Below are 20,460 nucleotides of genomic sequence, written 5' to 3'. Positions count from 1 at the left end.
CTAATTCATGTTTATATAAGATATTAATAAATTAAAAAGGAAATTATAATTGGCTCACATATGCTGAGAGCCTTTTATATATTGATGCTAAATACTTAATGGTTTAGCGCTGCTTATATTGAGTTTTGCAATAAGCACGGCCAACTTCGAAAGAGCGCTTTGCCTCATGTTTGGTGGCGCGATTGCTCACTCTCTGACGCCATAAGCGAAAAGATGACGGCTTTAGCTCTTGGCGCATGAGTTTGATAACCCCAGTCTCATCGAGACCATAGCTATGCTCTATAGCCCCAAATGGCGTTCTATCTTCCCATGCCATCTCTATCACGCGAGATATTTGCACATCATCAAGTACTCTATCGCCAGCGTCGTTGACGGTTTTTGCAATCAGCTCGTCTGACTTAACTTGAGACACTTCATCATTATAATCAATGTTACGTTGTTTATTTTGTAGAGCAACATCCATATCAGCCTGCATAGTCGCTTTTGTAGAGCTCGTATCTGCTGACTTATTCTTTGAATTAGAAGCTGTCAAATCTTGATAACTTGCCATAAAAATCACCTTCTGAGCATGAATGGAATAGCGAAAAATGTATCACGGTCATCTAAAAGACATCTTAGCTCATTTGAGCCATATGCCAATGATGTTCGATATGATCATTAATCACTGTTTGGATAAAATAATAGCTGTGATCATGCCCCGCTTGATAGCGTAATGTTAAGGGCTGTTCGGCTTTTGCACAAGCGTCTTGTAGTTTAGAAGTCTGTAGCTGACCTTCTGCTAAGAAGTTATCAGCCGCGCCTTGATCAACCAAAATGCTCGAATACTGCTGACCAACCTTTTCAATCATCTGTGAGGCGTCCGCTTGTGCCCATAGAGACTTATCATCACCGAAATACTCTGTGTAGGCAGCTTGCCCCCATGCAGACTCACTCGCCGCACATACTGGCGATAAAGCCGATACGCTGACAAACTTACTTGGGAACTTAAACCCTAGCAATAACGCGCCATGACCACCCATTGAGTGTCCTGTGACACCGATGCTGTGAATAGGAAACTCTGAACGTAGTAAGTCATATAACTCATCGACAATATAGCTTTGCATATTAAAATTGTCTGACCAAGGCGCTTGGGTCGCGTCAACATAATAGCTTGCACCTTGACCGACAAAATAGCGATCGTCGTTTGGTACATCGCTGTCCTCACTACTTCTAGGCGAAGTATCAGGTGCGATAAGTATCATACCAAGCTCGCTGCATTTCTGCTGAAAATGCGCTTTATGAGTGACATTATCAGCATTACACGTCAGACCTGATAGGTACAATATCGCAGGACAACGTCGCCCAGCCAAGGCTTCATCAGGTAGATAAATACTAAACGTCATAGAGGTTTTGGTAGATGTCGACTCGTGGCTATAATAATGCTGCTCACCATTAAAACAACGATTCACACTCTTTTGGGTAAGCTGTTTATTGGTAGATAAACTGTGACTATAGGAATTTTGCATGAGTGATATCCTTTTATTCAAAATAGAACCAATGACGATGTTTAATAAATACTCATCATCTAATAGTAAATCTGATATTGGCATTTATAAAATGCTAGATCATACTTCGTATTTATTCAGCTATTCAGCAGCTATCTCTACTTCGTCTACCGACAGATTAGTAGCGCTTTCAGGTAGAGTATTAACCGTTGTAGAAGTAGCATTATTTGTAATACTAGCAACGGATGGGCGTGCCTTATCAAACAATACTTGCTCAAACGCAGGCAATGCTGTCTCCATTAAGCTACCAATAACCATTTGCGGCTCTGATGGCTCAAAGCCCATGGCGCTCTCACGCTCATTGACCCGTATACTGGCATCTTTAAAAGCCGACTCAAAACTGGTATTCCCTCGTAGACTTTCAGCAAAAAACGCTTGGCCAAAATAGGTCATCTCAGCTGTATTCGTGCAGCCAAACGATGCTTTGTCAGCAGCTGATGCAGTAATCACTACCGTGGTTGGCGATGCCAATTCGTCAATAAACGAACCTGAGTAGCAAGCAGACACCACAATCACACGCCAGCGGATACCAGATGCGTCTAGCGCGTCACGCAACCAGGTGGCATCTAAATTGTCCATCGCAAGCGGTGGATTTGCCAACTGGACGATATCCTGATTACCATGTGAAGACAACGTCAGGAACAACACGTCTTCATCAGGGTTCATCTGCTGACCAATTTTCTTTAGGCCGCGCAAAATGCTGGTCTTAGTAGCAATTGGTTCATCGAGCCAGCTATAAGTATTATTGATCAGCGATAGTGAATGCCCGCTAGTACCAAAGCGCACATCAAACAACTCGCGTACCTTGTTAATCTCGGAACGAAAGACGTTTTGATCAGAGAATCCTGCGACTCCCATAAAGTACCAGTCGGTTTTGCCATCGATACTCGGGTCTATACTATCCAATGCTTGCTGTAACAGACGTGGCTGCTGATACAATGCCGCCTCTTCTAGTACAGGCTCTACAGGTATTTGCTTAAAGATTGGCTGATCAGCGACATTACGCTGCCAGATGGTCAGCAACGCCACCGCGCCAACCAATACAATGATTCGCTCCCACCATGGTATACGCAGACGACGGGAGAAAATCCAAAGTAACGCTAGCGTTTGCCATAAGAACAATACTAAAAACAGTACTGGTAAGAACGAATAACTCCAATTTGGCAACCAACCATAGCTACCAAAAAACTGCACCAAGCTCTGCAATAGGGCTGATAATGTATCAGCGACCAACCATAATACTACTGGTACAAATACCAATGCTTGGTTGCTCGCTCGCCGAGCCAAAATGATACCACCAAGCAAAATAATCATCGGCCAGATCAAATAACTGACCAATCCTTGCTCATTGAATATGCTGCCACTTTCAGCAGCTAACCATGAAAATAAGACATTACTACCAAGCGCCAATAGCGCAAATACGGCAAACTGTACAAAAGTGGGTTTAACCCAAGAAAAAGCCCGTGTTGAGCCCACCAGCATCCACAAGGTTGCAATAATATTGGCAGCGAAATTGAGCGAAAAACGCTGAAGCGAGACGGTTTTTAACGACGTAAGTGACAAAGACTTAGACCTCTAGCCAGTCGAGAAAAATAAAATGACTCAATGATAATTATCTTAATGTAACAGCCGCGCGGTGCAATCAGTTGACGATTTTTTGTACAGCATGCAGACATCGATTTATATTGAATTCACGATGGAGTGATTATAGAAGATGACTAGCACTGCCTAATATTTTAGCTCGCTAATCTATCGCGATTGTAACGGATTGTCGGTTAAGAGGATAAGGCTGATTTGTAAAATTCACTCAAATTTAACCAAAAATTCAAATAAAAAAGGAGGCCTTTTATATAAAGCCTCCCTTTCTTACTAATTACTGAACATTATCTCATCAATAGCTCATTGACGCGTTTTAGGTAAGCGGCTGGATCGTCTAGCTGACCGCCATCTGCCAATAATGCTTGATCAAAGATCACTTGTGCCAGATCATCGAATTGCTCACTGCTCTCAAGCTTCTTGATGAGTGGATGATCAGGGTTTACTTCTAGCGTTGGCTTACTTGCTGGTACATCCTGACCCATTTGCTGTAGCATCTGAATCATTTGTGGTGATAGCTCACCTTCACCTACAACCAAGCAAGCTGGACTATCGACTAAACGCGTCGATACTTTGACGTCTTTAGCACGCTCACCCAATGCAGCCTTTAGTTTATCAACAACAGGCTTTAGCGTTTCTTGGGCTTTCTCCGCTTCCGCTTTTTCTGCTTCATCTTGTAAGTCGCCTAAATCTACTGCGCCCTTGGCGATGTTTTGCAGCGGTGTCTCATCGAATGAGGTCAAGAAGTTCATTGCCCATTCATCGACACGGCTGGTCATCAAGATAACTTCGATACCTTTTTTCTTGAATAGCTCAAGTTGCGGGCTGTTTTTTGCAGCGGCTAGGTTATCAGCGGTGAGGTAATAGATGGCTTTTTGGCCATCTTTCATACGGCCTTTGTAGTCTTCAAAGCTCGTCACTAGACCGTCTTGGGTGCTAGTTGCATAACGCAATAGCTTAGCAATACGTTCTTGATTGCCTGTGTCTTCGCCTAGGCCTTCTTTGATAACATCACCAAACTCTGCATAGAACTGGGCAAATTTTTCTTGTTTGTCACTGTCTTCGCTATTCGCAAGGCTGGCGAGTAAGGTCAAAATACGGCGAGCGTTACCATCACGAATAGATTTTACATCACGTGACTCTTGTAATAGCTCACGGCTCACGTTCAATGGCAGGTCTGCTGAATCGATCACACCTTTCACAAAACGCAAATACATCGGTAGCAATTGCTCAGCTTCGTCCATAATAAAGACACGCTTCACATATAGCTTTAGACCATGCTGCTGCTCACGAGTGTATAGATCAACTGGCGCTTTTTTAGGGATATATAATAGCTGCGTATACTGTACGCGACCCTCTACACGGTTGTGCGTCCAAGTAAGCGGCGCATCCATGTCATAAGAGATATTCTTATAAAAATCGACATACTCATCATCTTCAATTTCAGAGCTTGAGCGAGTCCATAGTGCACTGGCTTTGTTAATTGTTTCCCACTCATCAGTGAGTACCATCTGGCCACCAGCAGGTGCCTGATCATCAGAGCTGTCATTTTCGTCTTCTTTTACATCTTCTTGCCAGATCTCTTTACGCATTTGAATCGGCAAACTGATATGGTCAGAGTATTTATTAACCAAGCGCTTGATTTTGCTGCGATCCAAGTAGTTATCTTCACCCTCGCTATATTCTTCTTTTAGATGCAAAGTAATCGCCGTACCGCGCGTGTCTTTGGTAATAGGCTCAACAGTAAAGCTACCAGTACCATCTGATACCCAGCGCACGCCTTTATCAGCAGGCTCGCCCGCTTTGCGTGATTCGACACTGATGGTATCAGCCACAATAAAACCTGAGTAAAAACCAACACCGAACTGACCAATCAATTGACCGTCTTGTTTCTGTGATTCAGACAATTTGTCTAAAAATGCTTTAGTGCCTGATTTAGCAATCGTACCTAAGTTTTCGATGGCATCGGCTTCGTTCATACCAATACCATTGTCGGTAAAGGTAATAGTTTTGGCGGCTTCATCGACGGCGATGCGGATTTTTAATTCGCCATCATCTTCATAGAGGCTATCATCATTTGTGCCTTCAAAGCGCAACTTATCACAAGCATCCGACGCATTAGATACCAATTCGCGGACAAAAATATCAGCGTTAGAATATAGTGAATGCGTTACCAAATGCAGTAACTGCGCCACTTCCGCTTCAAACGTATGTTTTTTTAATTCTGGATTCAGACCTTCAGCTTGAGTTGCTTCACTCATAAAAACTCCTTTAAATTCTATGAAAGACCTATTATCAGATAACGATATACTCACTAAAGCCGTTCTCATAATGTTAGAGAACTTGCCGTATGCAATACCGTTAAACTGTCTATACTAATAGGGGCATTGAGAAAAAATTCAAGCTCAAAAGTTTTATTCCATAAAAAACACCGCGCTTGTTTACCAAGGCGGTGTTCTGGTATCAGTTATTTGTTTGCTTGGTTTTTACTTGCTTCGTCATTTAATTGCTCAGTTATTTTCTGATATAACAATCAACGCGCAAACAACAGCAACTATTCTGAATATGCTTCTATCAATATATCCCAGAGAGTCGTCAGCTTTTTTGAAAATTGAGTACGGGTTTTCATAGTAACCTCTATGTCGATTAACATCAGCTTGTTAGTAATATTGTCTTGTTAGCTACTATTAAAACCATTTCTCTATTATTTGTATAATTAATTGATTACAACGTATAGTTTCATTTTTCAAAACTATAGCCTGACTGACTCTTAGCCTTTTAACGTGGCATAGGGCGAATAGTAAGGATTTGCTCACTACGACCAAAAGGCCCAGACACATCGTGCAATACCGCACTGGTCAACCCGATACCATCATCACCATATTGTTGTACAGCCTCGATACCCAGCCAGCGACCTTTTGGCGAGCGATGCATATGGATTTGCAAATCAGTATTGGGAAACATCCATTCTAACTTAGATAAACCAAGACCCAATCTTGGTACAACACCATTGGCAGTATCGACCATACCTAACAGATGCACCAAATCATCAGTCGGCTCGCCTTCTACCATGTCGAGATCATTGGTAATCCATACCATACCGCGACCAGAACGACGGTCTTCTGTCGCTACTAGACGTACGCTCTCAATAAAACCACCCGGCCAGCCTTTCATACCTTCCCAAACTGGTAGTCCTTCAGGTTTGTATTCTGCTGGTTGATCTTCAAGTCCGGCAATCTCGCTGGTATCTTGAGTAATCAGTCGCCACGCTCTTGCAATGATAGCATCGCGGCCACGGCTACTCATGACCGCTTCGACCAGCTCAATAGTCTTACCCGGTCGGATACAGCGAGTAGTGATAGTAAAATCGTCAAGCGGTATTAGCCCCAAGATATCGAGGCTCACACGTGCGATACGGGTATTAGGTTGTGGCGCGAAGCTGTTAATCTCGGCTGTTAATAGGCCTGTTGCTGGCGCCATGTGCTGCTCATGCTCATTCCAAGCACCTTGAGCATGCTTGGTTGGCTGATAATGCGCCACACTAACACCGTCTTCTTGCAATTCTCGTTTAACAAATTTGTAATAAGCAGTCATAGCTATCCTATATTTGGTACTTTCATCTGTATTTTTTATTTAGGCTTGTACTTTTTATTTATGGATAAGCTCTTGTTTTCTGAGCGTGAGAATCCGGCGAGCTTTTTGTATGAAAAATAACAAACAGATCATGACTACTGCGAGCATTGCGTAGAAAAAGCTTTTATCTGCCATAAACTTCATAATATTCATAAACAATACGAAAACCACTGCTACCATCACTAGCATATTGAGCTTTAGTTGCTTGTTGACTTCAGCGAGCGTGGCCTCTGCCAATACAAATCTGGCTTTTGGTTCTTTCATGCGACCTTATCCATATCAATGATGGTTCATACAAATACAAACACGAATATTAGTTACTTACCAACCTGAGTAACAGGTATCCGCAACGCTTTCGGCAGACTAAACGTCACATTTTCTTCAATACCAGATAGCTCACTAGGCAGATCACCACCCCAGTCTTGCAGCTGTTGCAATACTTCTTGGATCAACACTTCGGGCGCGGATGCACCAGCGGTCACGCCTATACTCTGCACACCATCTAACCAACGCTTGTCCATCTCACTGGCATTATCGATTAAATACGCTCGGCAATTCATACGCTCAGCCAGCTCACGCAGGCGATTAGAGTTTGATGAGTTTGGTGAACCGACCACTAGTACGACTTCACAGCGACTGGCCAAATCTTTTACCGCATCTTGGCGGTTTTGAGTAGCATAGCAAATGTCGTCTTTGCGAGGGCCTTGGATACTAGGAAATTTTTCACGTAGCGCATCGATAACGCGCGCAGTATCATCCATCGACAAAGTTGTCTGAGTCACAAATGCCAAGCGTTCAGCATCTTGTACAGTCAATGCGGCCACATCACCTTCATCTTCGACCAGATGAATATGCCCACCATGGCGACGATTAAAGCGGCCCATCGTACCTTCGACTTCTGGGTGTCCTGCATGTCCTATTAACACTGCATCCATCCCATCTTGCGCAAACTTTGCCACTTCGATATGTACTTTAGTTACCAACGGGCATGTCGCATCGAACACTGTCAAATCACGACGCTCAGCCTCATCTTCGACTGCTTTGGAGACCCCATGAGCGGAGAAAATAACGATGGAGCCGTCTGGCACTTCGTGAAGCTCTTCAACAAATACCGCACCACGATTGGCCAAGTCTGACACCACAAACTTATTATGCACAACTTCATGACGGACATAAATAGGCGGCTCGAAACGTGTCAATGCTTCATTAACAATCGCAATTGCACGGTCCACACCAGCACAAAATCCACGGGGATTGGCAAGATAAATTTGCATAAAAAGGCCTATCATTGGATAATTTATAGTTAAAACGTATTTTTGAATTTTTTATTCAAAAGTTGGGGCGAAATCAATGCTCTACTTTAGCATAATTTGCTTTTGTCGCTCTCTAAAATAGCTGTCTACTCATAGCAATATTTTGTGGGCGAATCTCAGCATGCTTACGACATATTGCAAAACCAGCTTTAACTTGTATAAAAGCAGTTTATAATAATGCATCTATTATAATTTCTATCGCCATACATGATGGCGTTTTTTATTTTTTCCAGTCTTTGTTTTTGACTGAGGCACTGCTTAACCTTTTATCAACACGCATTTATTACGATACATTTTACAAGTTACCAAGACACCTTCTATTAGGATAAATTGTATGACAGGTTCATTATTCATCGTTACTGCCGCTTCAGGTACTGGCAAGACCTCACTGGTCAAGCAGTTGCTTGCTACCACCAATGACTTGACTGTCAGCGTCTCTCATACCACTCGCGCACCGCGTCCAGGCGAGATTGATGGTCAGCACTATCATTTCACAGATACCGATAGTTTTACCAATGGTATCAATGCGGGTCTATTTCTAGAGCATGCTGAAGTATTTGGTAACTATTATGGCACGTCAGAGGAAAGTGTCCGTACCCAACTAGCGGCGGGTATCGACGTTATTTTGGAGATTGACTGGCAAGGCGCGACGCAAATCAGAAATATTTTTCCCGATGCCATTATGGTTTTTATTCTACCACCTAGCATTGCGACATTACGTCAACGTCTCTCAACCCGCGCGCAGGATTCTGTAGAAGTTATAGAGCGCCGTCTAGCTGGCGCGGTCACCGAAATGGCACAATACGTGAATGCTGACTATGTAGTGATCAATGATAATTTTGATGTAGCCTTAGCTGAGCTAAAAGCCATCATCGTGGCCGACAGGCAGACACTTGGTCGTCAGCAGCAGCGCTATCATCGCACGATTAGCAACTTGCTAAACACTCAGGTAGAAGAGTAAACTACGCACAAGCAGCTAATCTCGTAAGTAGATATAAAAAGCAACTACGCGGCTTGGCAAAAAATGCTATAATATTTAGCTATCCCCCTTTATATTTTTGATATTATTTTTATTGAGTGGCGGGCAAGGTCCGTTACTAATAAAAACAACCGAGGTAGCTATTTATGGCACGAGTGACGATTGAAGATTGTTTGGATAATGTTGATAATCGCTTTGAGCTAATTTTGGTCGCAAGCAAACGCGCCCGTCAATTGGCCAAAGGTATTGCCGAGCCGTTGGTTGACGTTGATAACGACAAGCCTACAGTATTGGCACTACGTGAAATTGCCGCTGGCAAAATCACACGCGACATCCTAAATCAGCCAGAGCATAATTTTGCTACTAGCTCATTAGATTTAGCATTGTCAGGCGACCACAGCTTCTAGTAGGCTGTTTTGATAAGATGTATTTTATAGAGCCAATAGGGTTTTTATAAAATAAATACACATCTTGATCAACTATAGAGACCACAGCATAGGCTGTGGTTTTTTGGTTGTAATAATAGTGTATTGGCTATTTTGGTCACCATTTATCCCCAAAATAGACCACTGAGTGAAATTTTTTCATCGCCCACACGCTTATCAGTTGACATTGAAAGCGATTTGCGATTAATTAGAGAATGGCGTACTCATCCTTAAGTTTTGTATGGTAGGTCATTATTTAGCCTCCATTTGCTTCGGTAAGTGGCCCAACAAGTAGGTCATGGAAAATAGGATCATCATTTTATGAGTCAAACCCTACCCAAACTCAGTCATCACCTCGTCGATGATGCTCAATATAATTTACTACGTTCGGTAGGTTATCTCACTGCTGCTGAGCGCCGTGATATTGTTGATGCTTGTGAGTTCGGAGATATTGCGCACATTAAAGACAAGCGCAAATCAGGGGAACCTTATATCACGCATCCAATCGCTGTCGCTGAGATACTAGCGGGCTTTCGCTTAGATCGAGATACTATTATTGCAGCAATTTTGCATGATACGGTCGAAGACACCGAAGTCAGCGATGAACAAATCAAGCAGCGTTATGGTGAAATTGTATCAAGACTGGTCGATGGTGTGACTAAGCTAAAATCCTCTTCACATAACAAGCAGCAGAATAAAGCGGCCACCTTTCATAAAATTCTGACCGCCACCCTCGCCGACCCGCGTGTACTCATTATCAAGCTTGCTGACCGTCTACATAATATGTCTACGCTTGACGCGGTACGTCCTGAAAAACAGCGTACCACAGCTCAAGAAACCTTAGATTTTTATGTGCCATTTGCCCGATTAATGGGTCTGAATGATATTGCTGACTATATCGAAGTATTGTGTTATCGCAATTTAGACTCTGATATGTACAACAAGCTGTCTGATAAACTGCTACAGCATGGGCTTGGACGAAATTTTCAAAGAGAGTCGATTCATCGTTATTTGAGTATCGTACTAAACAACTTGGATCTCAATGGTCTGGTCAAAGTCTTAGACAATCGCGTGGTCATATATCGTCAGTTTTTCCGCAATCGCGGTGAGATTAACGCGCTACTGCGTCACTATGCATTTGAAATCGTCCTTGATAATATCGAAGCATGCGACAAACTGGCCTATTACTTAATCAAAAAATATCAGATTGATGATACCCATATTGCGGATAATATTCGTCGTCCGCTGCCAGGTGGTAACCAGTCCCTCACCCTCATCTATGAGCGTGACAATGACGTGGTAAAGGTCACTATATTGACCAAGCAAATGCAGAGCGCTGCAAGACTTGGGGTCATCGGGGCAGAGCATGCATCTGATGTGAGTCAATCGGTTATCCAAGCGTCATTGCGCAATATGAAAGATTTGGTCGATGAAGATAATCTGAATGAAAACAGTCCTGATTTCTCAGCGGCAGTCTCAACCATTAATGAGCTGATGGATTACCTGCATTCTAGTAAAATCATTTGCTACAGTCCTCAAGGGCGTGCTTACGAGCTACCTCAAGGGGCAACCGCTCTAGATTTTGCCTACGCGGTCGGGCCTATGATTGGTAACGTTGCCGTTGGTGCAAATATCGATGGCAAAGCTGCAAAGCTCGGCACCGTGGTAAAAAATGGACAGTCCGTTGAGATAGAAGTGAACAGTCACTCAGAACCAAAAGCGGAGTGGTTAGGATTTGTAGTGACTAACAAAGCCCGTGAAGAAATTTTACGTTGGTTCAAAGATTTATCTGTCGCTGACAAACAACACCATGGTAGACAGGCATTGGATCGTGCGCTCCGAACGCATCAGAAAAGTTTTGATGACTTGACAGATGCTGATTGGAAAGATCTGACTGAATGGCGCGGTCTGACAGAAAAAGATGCGTTATTTGAACAAATAAGCTCAGGTACGCTACTTCCTCAGCTAGTCGTGACACGTTTGTTTAGCGATGAACTGAGCGATCTACAGGCAAAAGTACATAGCGATGATATGACCCAACCGCAACAGCTGATTGCAAATGCTGCTGGCGTCGAGCTTGATTTTGCCAACTGTTGTCATCCGATATATGGCGACCCTATCGTAGGGCATTTATCACGTCATGGTTTGGTCGTTCATCGTCATAAGTGTTTCTCACTTGACGATATCCGTAAAGACAATCCTTATCAGGTGATCCAATTACGTTGGCGCAATGACAATGCGGTCAAACAAGGTGACATCGGCGAGCATGACTTAAAAAACAGCGGCAAGATTCGTTTTCCTGCTTATTTGAAGCTCTCTATTGCGCTTAGTGATGAGCAAATCAGTGAAGTTATCTATCACTTGCGCCAGCTCAATATGGGTGTTGAAACCGTTGATGTTCGCAATACTGATACCATCATTCATATCGTGGTACGTAGTCGCAACCACTTAGCACAGGGTATTCGTGAACTACGCTCGTTGCTAGGTTTCCCTAACATTATAAGGTTATATCAATTATAATAAGCGCATTTGCTGATTTGTATCACTGGTATAGTCATGATGCAAATAGCTAAAATAGAACTGCTATTCTAGTAGCAATGAATCACTCACATAAAATATAAAAGGGATACCCCATGACTCGTCAAACCATCCAAACTGATAAAGCACCTGCAGCAGTTGGCACTTATTCACAAGCTGTAAAAGTCGGCAATACTGTTTATATCTCAGGTCAGCTTGGTTTTGATCCTGACACGATGGAGCTAAGAGAAGGTTTTAAAGCACAGGCTGAGCAAGTATTTGAAAACATCAAAGCTATCTGTGAAGCCGCTGGTGGCAGTCTAAATGACGTGGTCAAATTCAATGTATCTTTGACTGACTTGAGTAATTTTGCTGTCTTGAACGAAGTGTTTGTCGCCAATCTAAGCGAGCCATACCCTGCCCGCGCTGCCGTTCAAGTAGCTGCTCTACCTAAAGGTGGCGTGGTAGAAATCGAGTCTATTCTTTATATCGAGTAAGATGATATTTGATGCTTAATATTAGGTACTAATTGTTAAGCATCATTATTAAGTGCTCATTTTAGCAACAGCCTATAAGTCATATCACAATAAGCTTAGCATCATGCTAAGCTTATTGGTCTCCGTTCTATTATTCTGATCTCATATTCACCTAATAAGACTGCGAAGCCGTTTATGTTGGTACAAGTTGCTCTGCCCGTTCCCCTTTATCGGGTGTTTGACTATAGCCTACCAGCTGATATGCTTGCTTTGCCAGACAGTGCGATACCGCAAATTGGCAGCCGTGTTGAAGTTTCGTTTGGTCGTCAGACTCTGATTGGCATTGTGATTGCTCATATTTCACAAGACGATAGCAGCGTACCTGTTAATAAAATCAAACCTATTAATAAATGTCTAGATGCTGAGCCTATTTTGGACGCGGACATGCTCAAGCTTGCCTACTGGTTAGCCCGCTATTACCATTATCCACTTGGCGACGTGTTAGCAGTTATCCTGCCAAGCCTTGTTCGTCAAGGCAAACCATTAGATTTACTGATTACCCATTGGCGAATTTTGCCTCATATCACTGATGATGATTTTCGAGCCAATGCCAAGAAACAAAAGCAGCAGTTCGACATGCTAAAGCTACATGGTCAGCACGGCGCAAGCGAAGATGTATTGCTACTAGAAGGGATGCAACGAGCATTTTTAAAGACGCTAGAAGATAAAGGGCTAGTCGAGCGCTATATTCAGCCAAAACAAGCACCTACTCCAGTCAAACTGGCAAAAATGCCACTTGATCTCAATGATGAGCAGAAACTTGCTGTCGACGCTATTATTGCTGCACACGAATCCGATACTTATACTGGTTTTCTGCTCAACGGTATTACTGGTAGTGGTAAAACCGAAGTCTATCTGCAAGCGATGCAAGCCGTACTAGAGGCTGGCAAACAAGTCCTTATTTTAGTGCCAGAGATTGGTCTCACACCGCAAACGCGGGCAAGATTTGCCAGTCGGTTTGCCGCCCATATTGTGCTATTGCACTCTGGCATGACCAACACTTATCGCTTACAAGGTTGGCAAGACTGCCGCACGGGTCATGCACAAATCGTGATCGGTACACGTTCAGCTGTGCTATATCCTTTCGCAGACTTAGGCCTGATTGTCGTTGATGAAGCGCATGATGGCTCGTACAAGCAACAAGACACGTTACGTTATCATGCCGCTGATGTCGCTCTCTATCGAGGTTTGCAGTATAAAATTCCAGTGATACTCGGTACTGCCACACCTTCTCTTGAGCATTTAAAACTGGTCGATGATGGCAAACTAGCAGAATACCAACTGCTTACTCGTCCAGGTAATGCCAAGCCTGCAACCATGCAACTGATCGATGCTCGCTTGCAAAGCACCCATCAACAAGCCCAAGATGACGGTGCGCGCTATGATACAGGGCTGACGGATGCCATGATCGGGGCGATACGGCAAACGCTAGAAGCTGGTGATCAAGTACTAATATTTTTGAATCGTCGTGGCTATGCGCCTGTTCTATTGTGCGAGGCTTGTGGCTGGCAAGCAGATTGTCCGCGCTGTGACGCGCACCTGACCGTTCACTATAACGGCCAATCCCAGCGAAACAGTTATTCAAGCAACTCTTATTTGAAATGCCATCATTGCGATTGGCAAGCCTATATCCCTACCGTATGCCCTGATTGTGGCAGTCAAAATCTAGACGCCAAAGGCATGGGAACGACAAGGCTCAGCGAAAATCTACACGCAATCTTTGCTAATCCTCAAACCAGCAAAGAGCTCTATCCGATTATTCAAATAGACCGTGATACCACAAGACGTAAAGACAGCTGGGAAAATATTTACGAGCAAATTAATAAAGGCAACCCTGCTATCTTGGTCGGTACGCAGATGGTCGCCAAAGGACATCACTTCCCCAACGTTACATTGGTTTGCTTACCCAATGCTGATCGCGGATTTTTATCAGCAGACTTTCGCTCACCAGAGCATACCGCACAGCTCATGATTCAGGTAGCTGGCCGTGCTGGTCGAGGTGACAAAGCTGGCCGCGTATTGATTCAAACGTTGCAGCCTGATAACGAGTTACTATTAAAACTGGTCAAAGACGGCTACTTGTCATTTGCACGCGAGCTACTGCAAGAACGTCAAATGATGGGCTTACCTCCTCATCGACATGCTGCATTGATACGCTGCGAAGGTAAAACATTAGCAGCTACTACTCGAGCACTCAAGGATGCTATTGCGCATTTGCCGAATGCTCATAACCTCGCTGTTCTCGGTCCTATTGATGCACCCATGAGTAAAAAGAACAGCCGCTACCATGCACAACTTTTGCTATTGGCTAAAGACCGTCGTCAATTGCACCATGTGTTGGGACAGTGGTGGCAACCAGTGCTTGCCCTACCAAGCGCTAAATACCTTAAGCTTACTTTGGATATTGATCCTGTCGGTTGGTAGTTCTCACGCAGCTCTCAACAAATGGGCGCATATCTTTCTACTCATCTCCTCATCATGTTTACTTCGTCGTTACAGCTTCTCATGCTTGGCTATGTTAAATTTATAACCATCAAATGATATGCGGCAAAGGCTTTACGCCTACTCTACCCATAGCAAACGTCACTTGTCAGTAAGCATCATCTATCGAACGCAACTATCAGCGAATTTGAGTATTATTATGAATCCAAATAATCCAAACTCTGACGAGCACAATCATAGCCAGCAGCATGATAATACGGATGTGCCTAAGTACGTTCGCGAAGATGAAGAAAATAACTACACTCAGGAAAACCAAGGCCATCACGATCATGATGAGCATCTAGAACAGACAACTACAGCACGAGATACCAAGGGCTATCAGCGTACCTTGCTGTTCAGCTTTATTATCATTACTGGTTACATGTTTATCGAAGCCATTGGTGGCTGGCTTACCGGTAGTTTAGCCTTACTGTCCGATGCAGGACATATGTTAAGCGATGCGATAGCGCTTGGCGCCACTTTGGTCGCATTTAAAATCGGCGAAAAAGCGGCCACTCACCAGAAAACCTTCGGATACAAGCGTTTTGAGATATTAGTCGCTACGGTAAATGGCGCGACACTTGTCATAATTGCTTTGATGATTTTTTATGAAGCGATCAAACGCTTTAACTCACCGCCAGAAATTGCCACCCAAGGCATGCTTATCGTTGCGACTATCGGTATGCTGGTGAATATTTTGGTGGCATGGCTGATGCACCGAGGCAGTCAAGGTGAAGAGTCACATGGTCATAGTCATGGAACAGACAATCCCAAAATAACAGAGGAAAAATCTGATAATAAAGCACCCGTTAACCTCAATATGCAAAGTGCTTATTTACATGTATTGAGCGATTTATTAGGGTCAGTAGCTGCGATTATCGCTGCGCTACTGATGATGGGATTTGGTTGGGTATGGGCAGACGCAGTAGCATCAGTAATCGTTGCTGTACTTATTTTAATCAGTGGCTACCGCGTCGTACGTGATTCTGTGCATATATTAATGGAAGGGACGCCTGCCAATATATCGCTAGTCGATGTGGAGCAAAAATTACTCGAAGATGCTCAAGTACAAAAAGTACATGACCTACATGTTTGGAGTATTACTAGCGGTCTCAATGCACTCTCTTGTCACGTAGTGGTCGATGGTGAAATGAGTATCTATGAATCAAATATTCTAATTGCCAGTCTCGAACAAAGACTGCTAGAGCTTGGTATTCATCATGCTACTATTCAGGTCGAAAGCTCGTCTCACCCGCAGAATATCGCACATAGCGATGCATTGGTCTGTGATATTTCGGGACAGCTACCTGATGGTAATAGTCATATTGGTCATAACCATTAACGATACATTATCAGATAAGTGACTGAATAAAGAAGTCAGTAACTTGAAACACGTCCTAGAAAATACAAGTATAGGCATCTGATACTGGCTCATACTAAAAGTTACATGGAATTAAAACTAGAATCTAGATCACATTAAGACAGTCGTGATTTGCGACAAACTTTTGCTTTATTCCATTCAAAAAAATTAAGTCCGAATCGGCTTATGTGGTTATAATAACTATTATAAAGTTTTGTTTAGCACCCCAGTTAATTTTTATAATCATACTTTTTGGTATTTTCACTCTATCTATTGATGATACAACACTATGTCTAGACGCTCAGCACCCTTTGTCGCCCCAGACTATATCGATGATCCTGCATCAAAAGATGGCAAAAAACACGCCAAAGTTTTGTTATCAACGCTGCAAGAAGACATTGCAAACTTTCGTAATGAACAGTTTCCACCTGATATTTTGCGACAAATCCGCGATATGCCTATCTACGAGGGCAATTTAGCGGAAGTCCAAACCTATCAGCAACGTTGGCAAAATCTGCTTGAGCGTGCCAAGGATTTTTATCCAGCGGCCAATATGCCACCTGACTATCTACCGCTCCCAGCCAGCCTTGAGATACCACAATTTATTTATCACGTTCAGCGTCTACATTTGACTAAGACACGCGCCAAAGAATCTAAAAGCTTTGGATCAGTAGGTGCTCTGACCGATAAATGTGGTCAATATACGGATGATGAAATTGAGCGTATGACAGCAATGTTAGACAACGATGATGAAACGCGACTGGTGGCGCATCGTGAATTTATCGATCTGCGTGCTTATGTTTTTTGTCGCGATAGTAAGGGCGAGATGCTAGAGCCTGAGCGGGTACGGTTTTATCGTACTGGTCTTATTGTACATGCCCTGCCTGATTTTAAGATTGTAGATAGTCGCCAGACACCACGTAAACGCCGCAACGATGCTTATAATAATCCGCTTGCAGACAATGGTGTGTGGAAAATTTATCGCAAAAAATAATAGATACTAGCGCGATGTAGTTTTAGCCATACTGATTTTAGCCACGTTGATTTTATATTGTATATTTTATTCAAATTTTTAAGGAGCCCAGATGTTTGCTGCCGCCGCCGGCTCACCAAATCTCATGTTGCAAGCCACTATCTTTTTGGGAGCAGCATTGCTCTTTGTCCCTCTCGGTAAACGCTTCGGCATTGCAACAGTTTTAGGCTACCTCATCACCGGACTCATATTGGGCCCAAGTGGCTTGGATGTGGCAGGCGACGCTGAAAGTTTATTGCACTTCTCAGAGTTTGGCGTGGTCATGCTGCTGTTTATTATCGGGCTTGAGCTCCAGCCTTCGCGGCTCTGGGCATTGCGCCGCTCTATATTTGTATTGGGCGGTTTGCAGGTCGGTTTGACTGGTACGCTACTGATGTGGCTCCTACACCAGTTTTTCTCCTTACAACTAGATACTGCCTTTATTGTTGGTTTTGGTTTAGCCCTGTCTTCTACTGCATTTGTACTACAGATACTGACTGAAAAACAGCAGCTTTCAAGCACGCATGGTCGAGAAGCCTTCACTATCTTATTATTCCAAGATATTGCGGTCATTCCCTTGTTAGCAGTCATTCCGTTCTTATCAGGGGTGCGTGAGCAAAGCTACGATTTGATTTATTTTGGTAAAGTATTTGCTGTCTTTGCCGGTCTGATTTTTGCCAGCCGTTATGTGGTTCGACCATTCTTTAAATTTGTGGCTTCCAGTGGTGCATCAGAACTACTGACAGCGGTCGCGCTATTTATCGTGATGGGCGTATCTATCTTGATGGGTCAAATCGGTCTATCAATGGCGTTAGGTGCATTTTTGACAGGTGTATTGTTAGCAGATTCCGAATATCGTCACGAATTAGAAGCCAGTATCGAACCTTTTAAAGGGTTGCTATTAGGTCTGTTCTTTATGTCGGTCGGTATGCTTACCGACGTCAAGCTCATTTTGGCAGAGCCCATCTTTATTATTGGCTGCGCCCTCGCCTTGATGTTTATCAAGTTTGCAGTGATTGCAGGTATTGCCAAAGTATCAGGCAACCGCTGGCCGACCAGTATCAGATTGGGCGTAACCCTAGCCCAAGGTGGTGAGTTTGCCTTTGTCCTGTTTAGTGTTGCTACTGCCCAAAACGTCTTACGTCCCGAGCTTGCCAATACTCTCAATCTTGTCGTTACTATCTCGATGGCGCTGACACCTCTGGCATTCTTGTTATTAGAAAAAGTGGGCGAACCGTTATTTGCCAAGAGCAAACCGAGTCGCGAATACGATACCATTCCCGATCATGAACATCAGGTCATTATTGCAGGCTTCGGCCGCGTCGGTCAGATTATTGGCCGTGTACTGCGCATGCATAATATCGAATTTACCGCCATCGAACGCTCTGCAAACCGAGTAGATTTTGTAAGAAAATTTGGTAACCAAGTCTATTATGGCGATCCGAAAAATCCTGAGATTTTACGAGCGGCAGGCATTCAGAAAGCGCGGGTATTTATTCTTGCCATCGATGACTTAGAACGCTCTATCACTACCGCTCAGTATCTTCGTAAGAATTATCCTGAACTGATTGTATTGGCAAGAGCACGTGATCGTCAGCACTATTATCGCTTGCGTGAAGTTGGCGTGCGTCATATTTGGCGTGAGACTTACTTGTCGTCTTTGGACATGTCACGCGAATCACTACAGTTATTAGGCATCTCACCAGAAAAAGCGCGAGAAACAGTAAAAACATTCCGTGATTATGATGATGATTTGATCGAACGCCAACAAGCAATTTACGATGATGAAGCCAGCATGATTGAGTCCGCACAATCAGCAATGGCTGAGCTTGAAAGCTTGTTTGATGAAGATATTGGTAAAGCACGAAAAATGGATTTAACCGATTTTTATGAGGCGTTAAAGAGCCAAGCAACACCAGTTGAGGAAAAAGATGATACTGCAACGGACTCTAAGCATTAGCTCTCAGTACTAGCAACATCTACAAGCACTCGTGAAATACAGCCCCTAATCAGCTATGCAGTTTTTAGGGGCTTGTTTTTTATTCAGTGAGCTGGTGCAATCCCAGTTATCACTGTCTGGTATATGATAAAAGACCAGCGTCTGCTCGTTTAAGTAGCGTATTGGAAACGTCACGTTCTGAATCGTTGCCACTACCGCACAGTCGGTTTCTGTTACGCCAGCGGCCTGACTATCGACATGCATGCGTAGTTGCTGCTGCTCAGTACTCAGGGGCAAATTTACTGGGCACTGCCCTGTCTGTTGATAAATCAACGCCACTCGATTTTGGGCATTCTTTGCAATATCATAAGCATCAAACAATACTTCGTTTGCTTTTGGCTTGGCAATAATCGGTAAGAACTGCACCTTAATCACTAATAGCGAAAACGCAAAAAAACCAAACCCTAATGCCAGTCCAAACAAGCTAACGCTACCCTCTCTTTGCAGATGCGCCTTCTGTGCTGCCTCATCTCGCGAATGATCATTTATCGCATCAGCGATCTCACGCCTTGCCATTCGATAGTAATACGCATCAGTCCAGCGTGCCACCATAAACGACCAAAATAGCCAAATAACGGCAGCAATGCCGATACGTGTTGCCATCTGATAAGCATCAGGTACGTAAGACATCGCTACAAACTCAAAGGCGACTAGCACCAGTGCCACATTTAGCTGAATAAAAGACCACCCTGCGACACTATACACAATCGCATCCATATAACGCTTACGGTATAGCAGCCAAGGAAAAGTGATAAAAAACGCAGCCCAATGCCACTTTGGCGACAGATAACCTTGCTGATCGAATTGTTCAAAACGTTTGAGGTAATAACGCTGGCTACGATTACCGATGAACCACTTGTCTAACTGCTTACGTTTAGTAGGTGTTAGCGCTTCTTGATAAAATGGTGGCGGTGAATATGTCTCGATAAATAACATGGCAACACGCTCTACTTGCTGACTCTTAGAAAAAGCATTTGAAAAATACCATTATATGATAACGCTAAAACCCGTGTGTAACATAGAGAAACCACAGCACTGACCAGCAAATACGCGAAAATAGGATTG

16 protein-coding genes are annotated in these 20,460 nt (G+C 43.5%); 8 read left to right on the top strand and 8 right to left on the bottom strand.

The genetic code is table 11. The features are described 5' to 3' along the window. Positions 1-103: 103 nt before the first annotated feature. The 7 genes from B2863_RS14630 to ispH all read right to left on the bottom strand — a co-directional run bounded on the left by B2863_RS14630 (position 104) and on the right by ispH (position 8,047). Positions 104-385: a TIGR03643 family protein gene (locus B2863_RS14630; RefSeq protein WP_371547594.1), complete on the bottom strand. Its 282-nt coding sequence runs from the start codon at positions 383-385 to the stop codon at positions 104-106. Positions 386-614: 229 nt separating this feature from the next. Next, a complete protein-coding gene (gene fghA / locus B2863_RS01745) occupies positions 615-1,505 on the bottom strand; it encodes an S-formylglutathione hydrolase (RefSeq protein ID WP_296207107.1) in 891 nt (296 codons plus the stop codon). A gap of 120 nt (positions 1,506-1,625) precedes the next feature. Further along, the gene (locus tag B2863_RS01740; protein WP_296207106.1) at positions 1,626-3,107 is read right to left on the bottom strand and encodes a C13 family peptidase; all 1,482 of its coding nucleotides are present in this window, start codon (positions 3,105-3,107) and stop codon (positions 1,626-1,628) included. A gap of 320 nt (positions 3,108-3,427) precedes the next feature. Beyond that, positions 3,428-5,401, bottom strand: coding sequence for a molecular chaperone HtpG (gene htpG, locus B2863_RS01735; protein ID WP_296207104.1), 1,974 nt, complete (start codon positions 5,399-5,401; stop codon positions 3,428-3,430). Between the two features lie 517 nt (positions 5,402-5,918). Continuing rightward, positions 5,919-6,734 carry a thioesterase family protein gene (locus B2863_RS01730; protein WP_296207102.1) on the bottom strand — a complete coding sequence of 272 codons (816 nt, stop codon included), beginning with the start codon at positions 6,732-6,734 and terminating at the stop codon, positions 5,919-5,921. Between the two features lie 54 nt (positions 6,735-6,788). Beyond that, positions 6,789-7,037 (bottom strand): hypothetical protein, encoded by a 249-nt coding sequence (locus B2863_RS01725; protein ID WP_296207100.1) that lies wholly within the window; start codon positions 7,035-7,037, stop codon positions 6,789-6,791. Between the two features lie 53 nt (positions 7,038-7,090). Then, positions 7,091-8,047, bottom strand: coding sequence for a 4-hydroxy-3-methylbut-2-enyl diphosphate reductase (gene ispH / locus B2863_RS01720; RefSeq protein ID WP_296207098.1), 957 nt, complete (start codon positions 8,045-8,047; stop codon positions 7,091-7,093). A gap of 373 nt (positions 8,048-8,420) precedes the next feature. On the opposite strand from ispH, the gene gmk reads away from it, so the two are divergent. The 8 genes from gmk (at position 8,421) to B2863_RS01680 (ending at position 19,356) form a co-directional block, all read left to right on the top strand. Continuing rightward, positions 8,421-9,047, top strand: coding sequence for a guanylate kinase (gmk, locus tag B2863_RS01715; RefSeq protein WP_102091897.1), 627 nt, complete (start codon positions 8,421-8,423; stop codon positions 9,045-9,047). Between the two features lie 164 nt (positions 9,048-9,211). Beyond that, positions 9,212-9,472 carry a DNA-directed RNA polymerase subunit omega gene (gene rpoZ, locus B2863_RS01710; RefSeq protein ID WP_057761396.1) on the top strand — a complete coding sequence of 87 codons (261 nt, stop codon included), beginning with the start codon at positions 9,212-9,214 and terminating at the stop codon, positions 9,470-9,472. A 339-nt stretch (positions 9,473-9,811) separates the two neighbouring features. Beyond that, a complete protein-coding gene (locus tag B2863_RS01705) occupies positions 9,812-12,010 on the top strand; it encodes a RelA/SpoT family protein (RefSeq protein ID WP_057761397.1) in 2,199 nt (732 codons plus the stop codon). 113 nt (positions 12,011-12,123) lie between these two features. Next, entirely contained in the window at positions 12,124-12,504 is a 381-nt protein-coding gene (locus B2863_RS01700; RefSeq protein ID WP_296207095.1) for a RidA family protein, read from the top strand. 174 nt (positions 12,505-12,678) lie between these two features. Further along, positions 12,679-14,967: a primosomal protein N' gene (locus B2863_RS01695; RefSeq protein ID WP_296207094.1), complete on the top strand. Its 2,289-nt coding sequence runs from the start codon at positions 12,679-12,681 to the stop codon at positions 14,965-14,967. 217 nt (positions 14,968-15,184) lie between these two features. Beyond that, complete coding sequence (locus B2863_RS01690; protein ID WP_296207092.1) at positions 15,185-16,366, top strand: cation diffusion facilitator family transporter; 1,182 nt, start codon at positions 15,185-15,187, stop codon at positions 16,364-16,366. Positions 16,367-16,673: 307 nt separating this feature from the next. Further along, complete coding sequence (locus tag B2863_RS01685) at positions 16,674-17,378, top strand: hypothetical protein (RefSeq protein ID WP_296207090.1); 705 nt, start codon at positions 16,674-16,676, stop codon at positions 17,376-17,378. A gap of 91 nt (positions 17,379-17,469) precedes the next feature. Then, positions 17,470-19,356, top strand: a complete 1,887-nt coding sequence (locus B2863_RS01680) for a monovalent cation:proton antiporter-2 (CPA2) family protein (protein WP_114700593.1) — start codon at positions 17,470-17,472, stop codon at positions 19,354-19,356. Positions 19,357-19,401: 45 nt separating this feature from the next. Here the strand turns inward: B2863_RS01680 and B2863_RS01675 are convergent, their stop codons facing one another. Continuing rightward, a complete protein-coding gene (locus B2863_RS01675; protein ID WP_296207088.1) occupies positions 19,402-20,331 on the bottom strand; it encodes a DUF2628 domain-containing protein in 930 nt (309 codons plus the stop codon). Between the last annotated feature and the right edge of the window lie 129 nt (positions 20,332-20,460).

The organism is Psychrobacter sp. UBA3480, assembly GCF_002377945.1.
Taxonomy (GTDB): Bacteria; Pseudomonadota; Gammaproteobacteria; order Pseudomonadales; family Moraxellaceae; genus Psychrobacter.
This window is presented reverse-complemented; position numbering and strand designations above follow the sequence as displayed.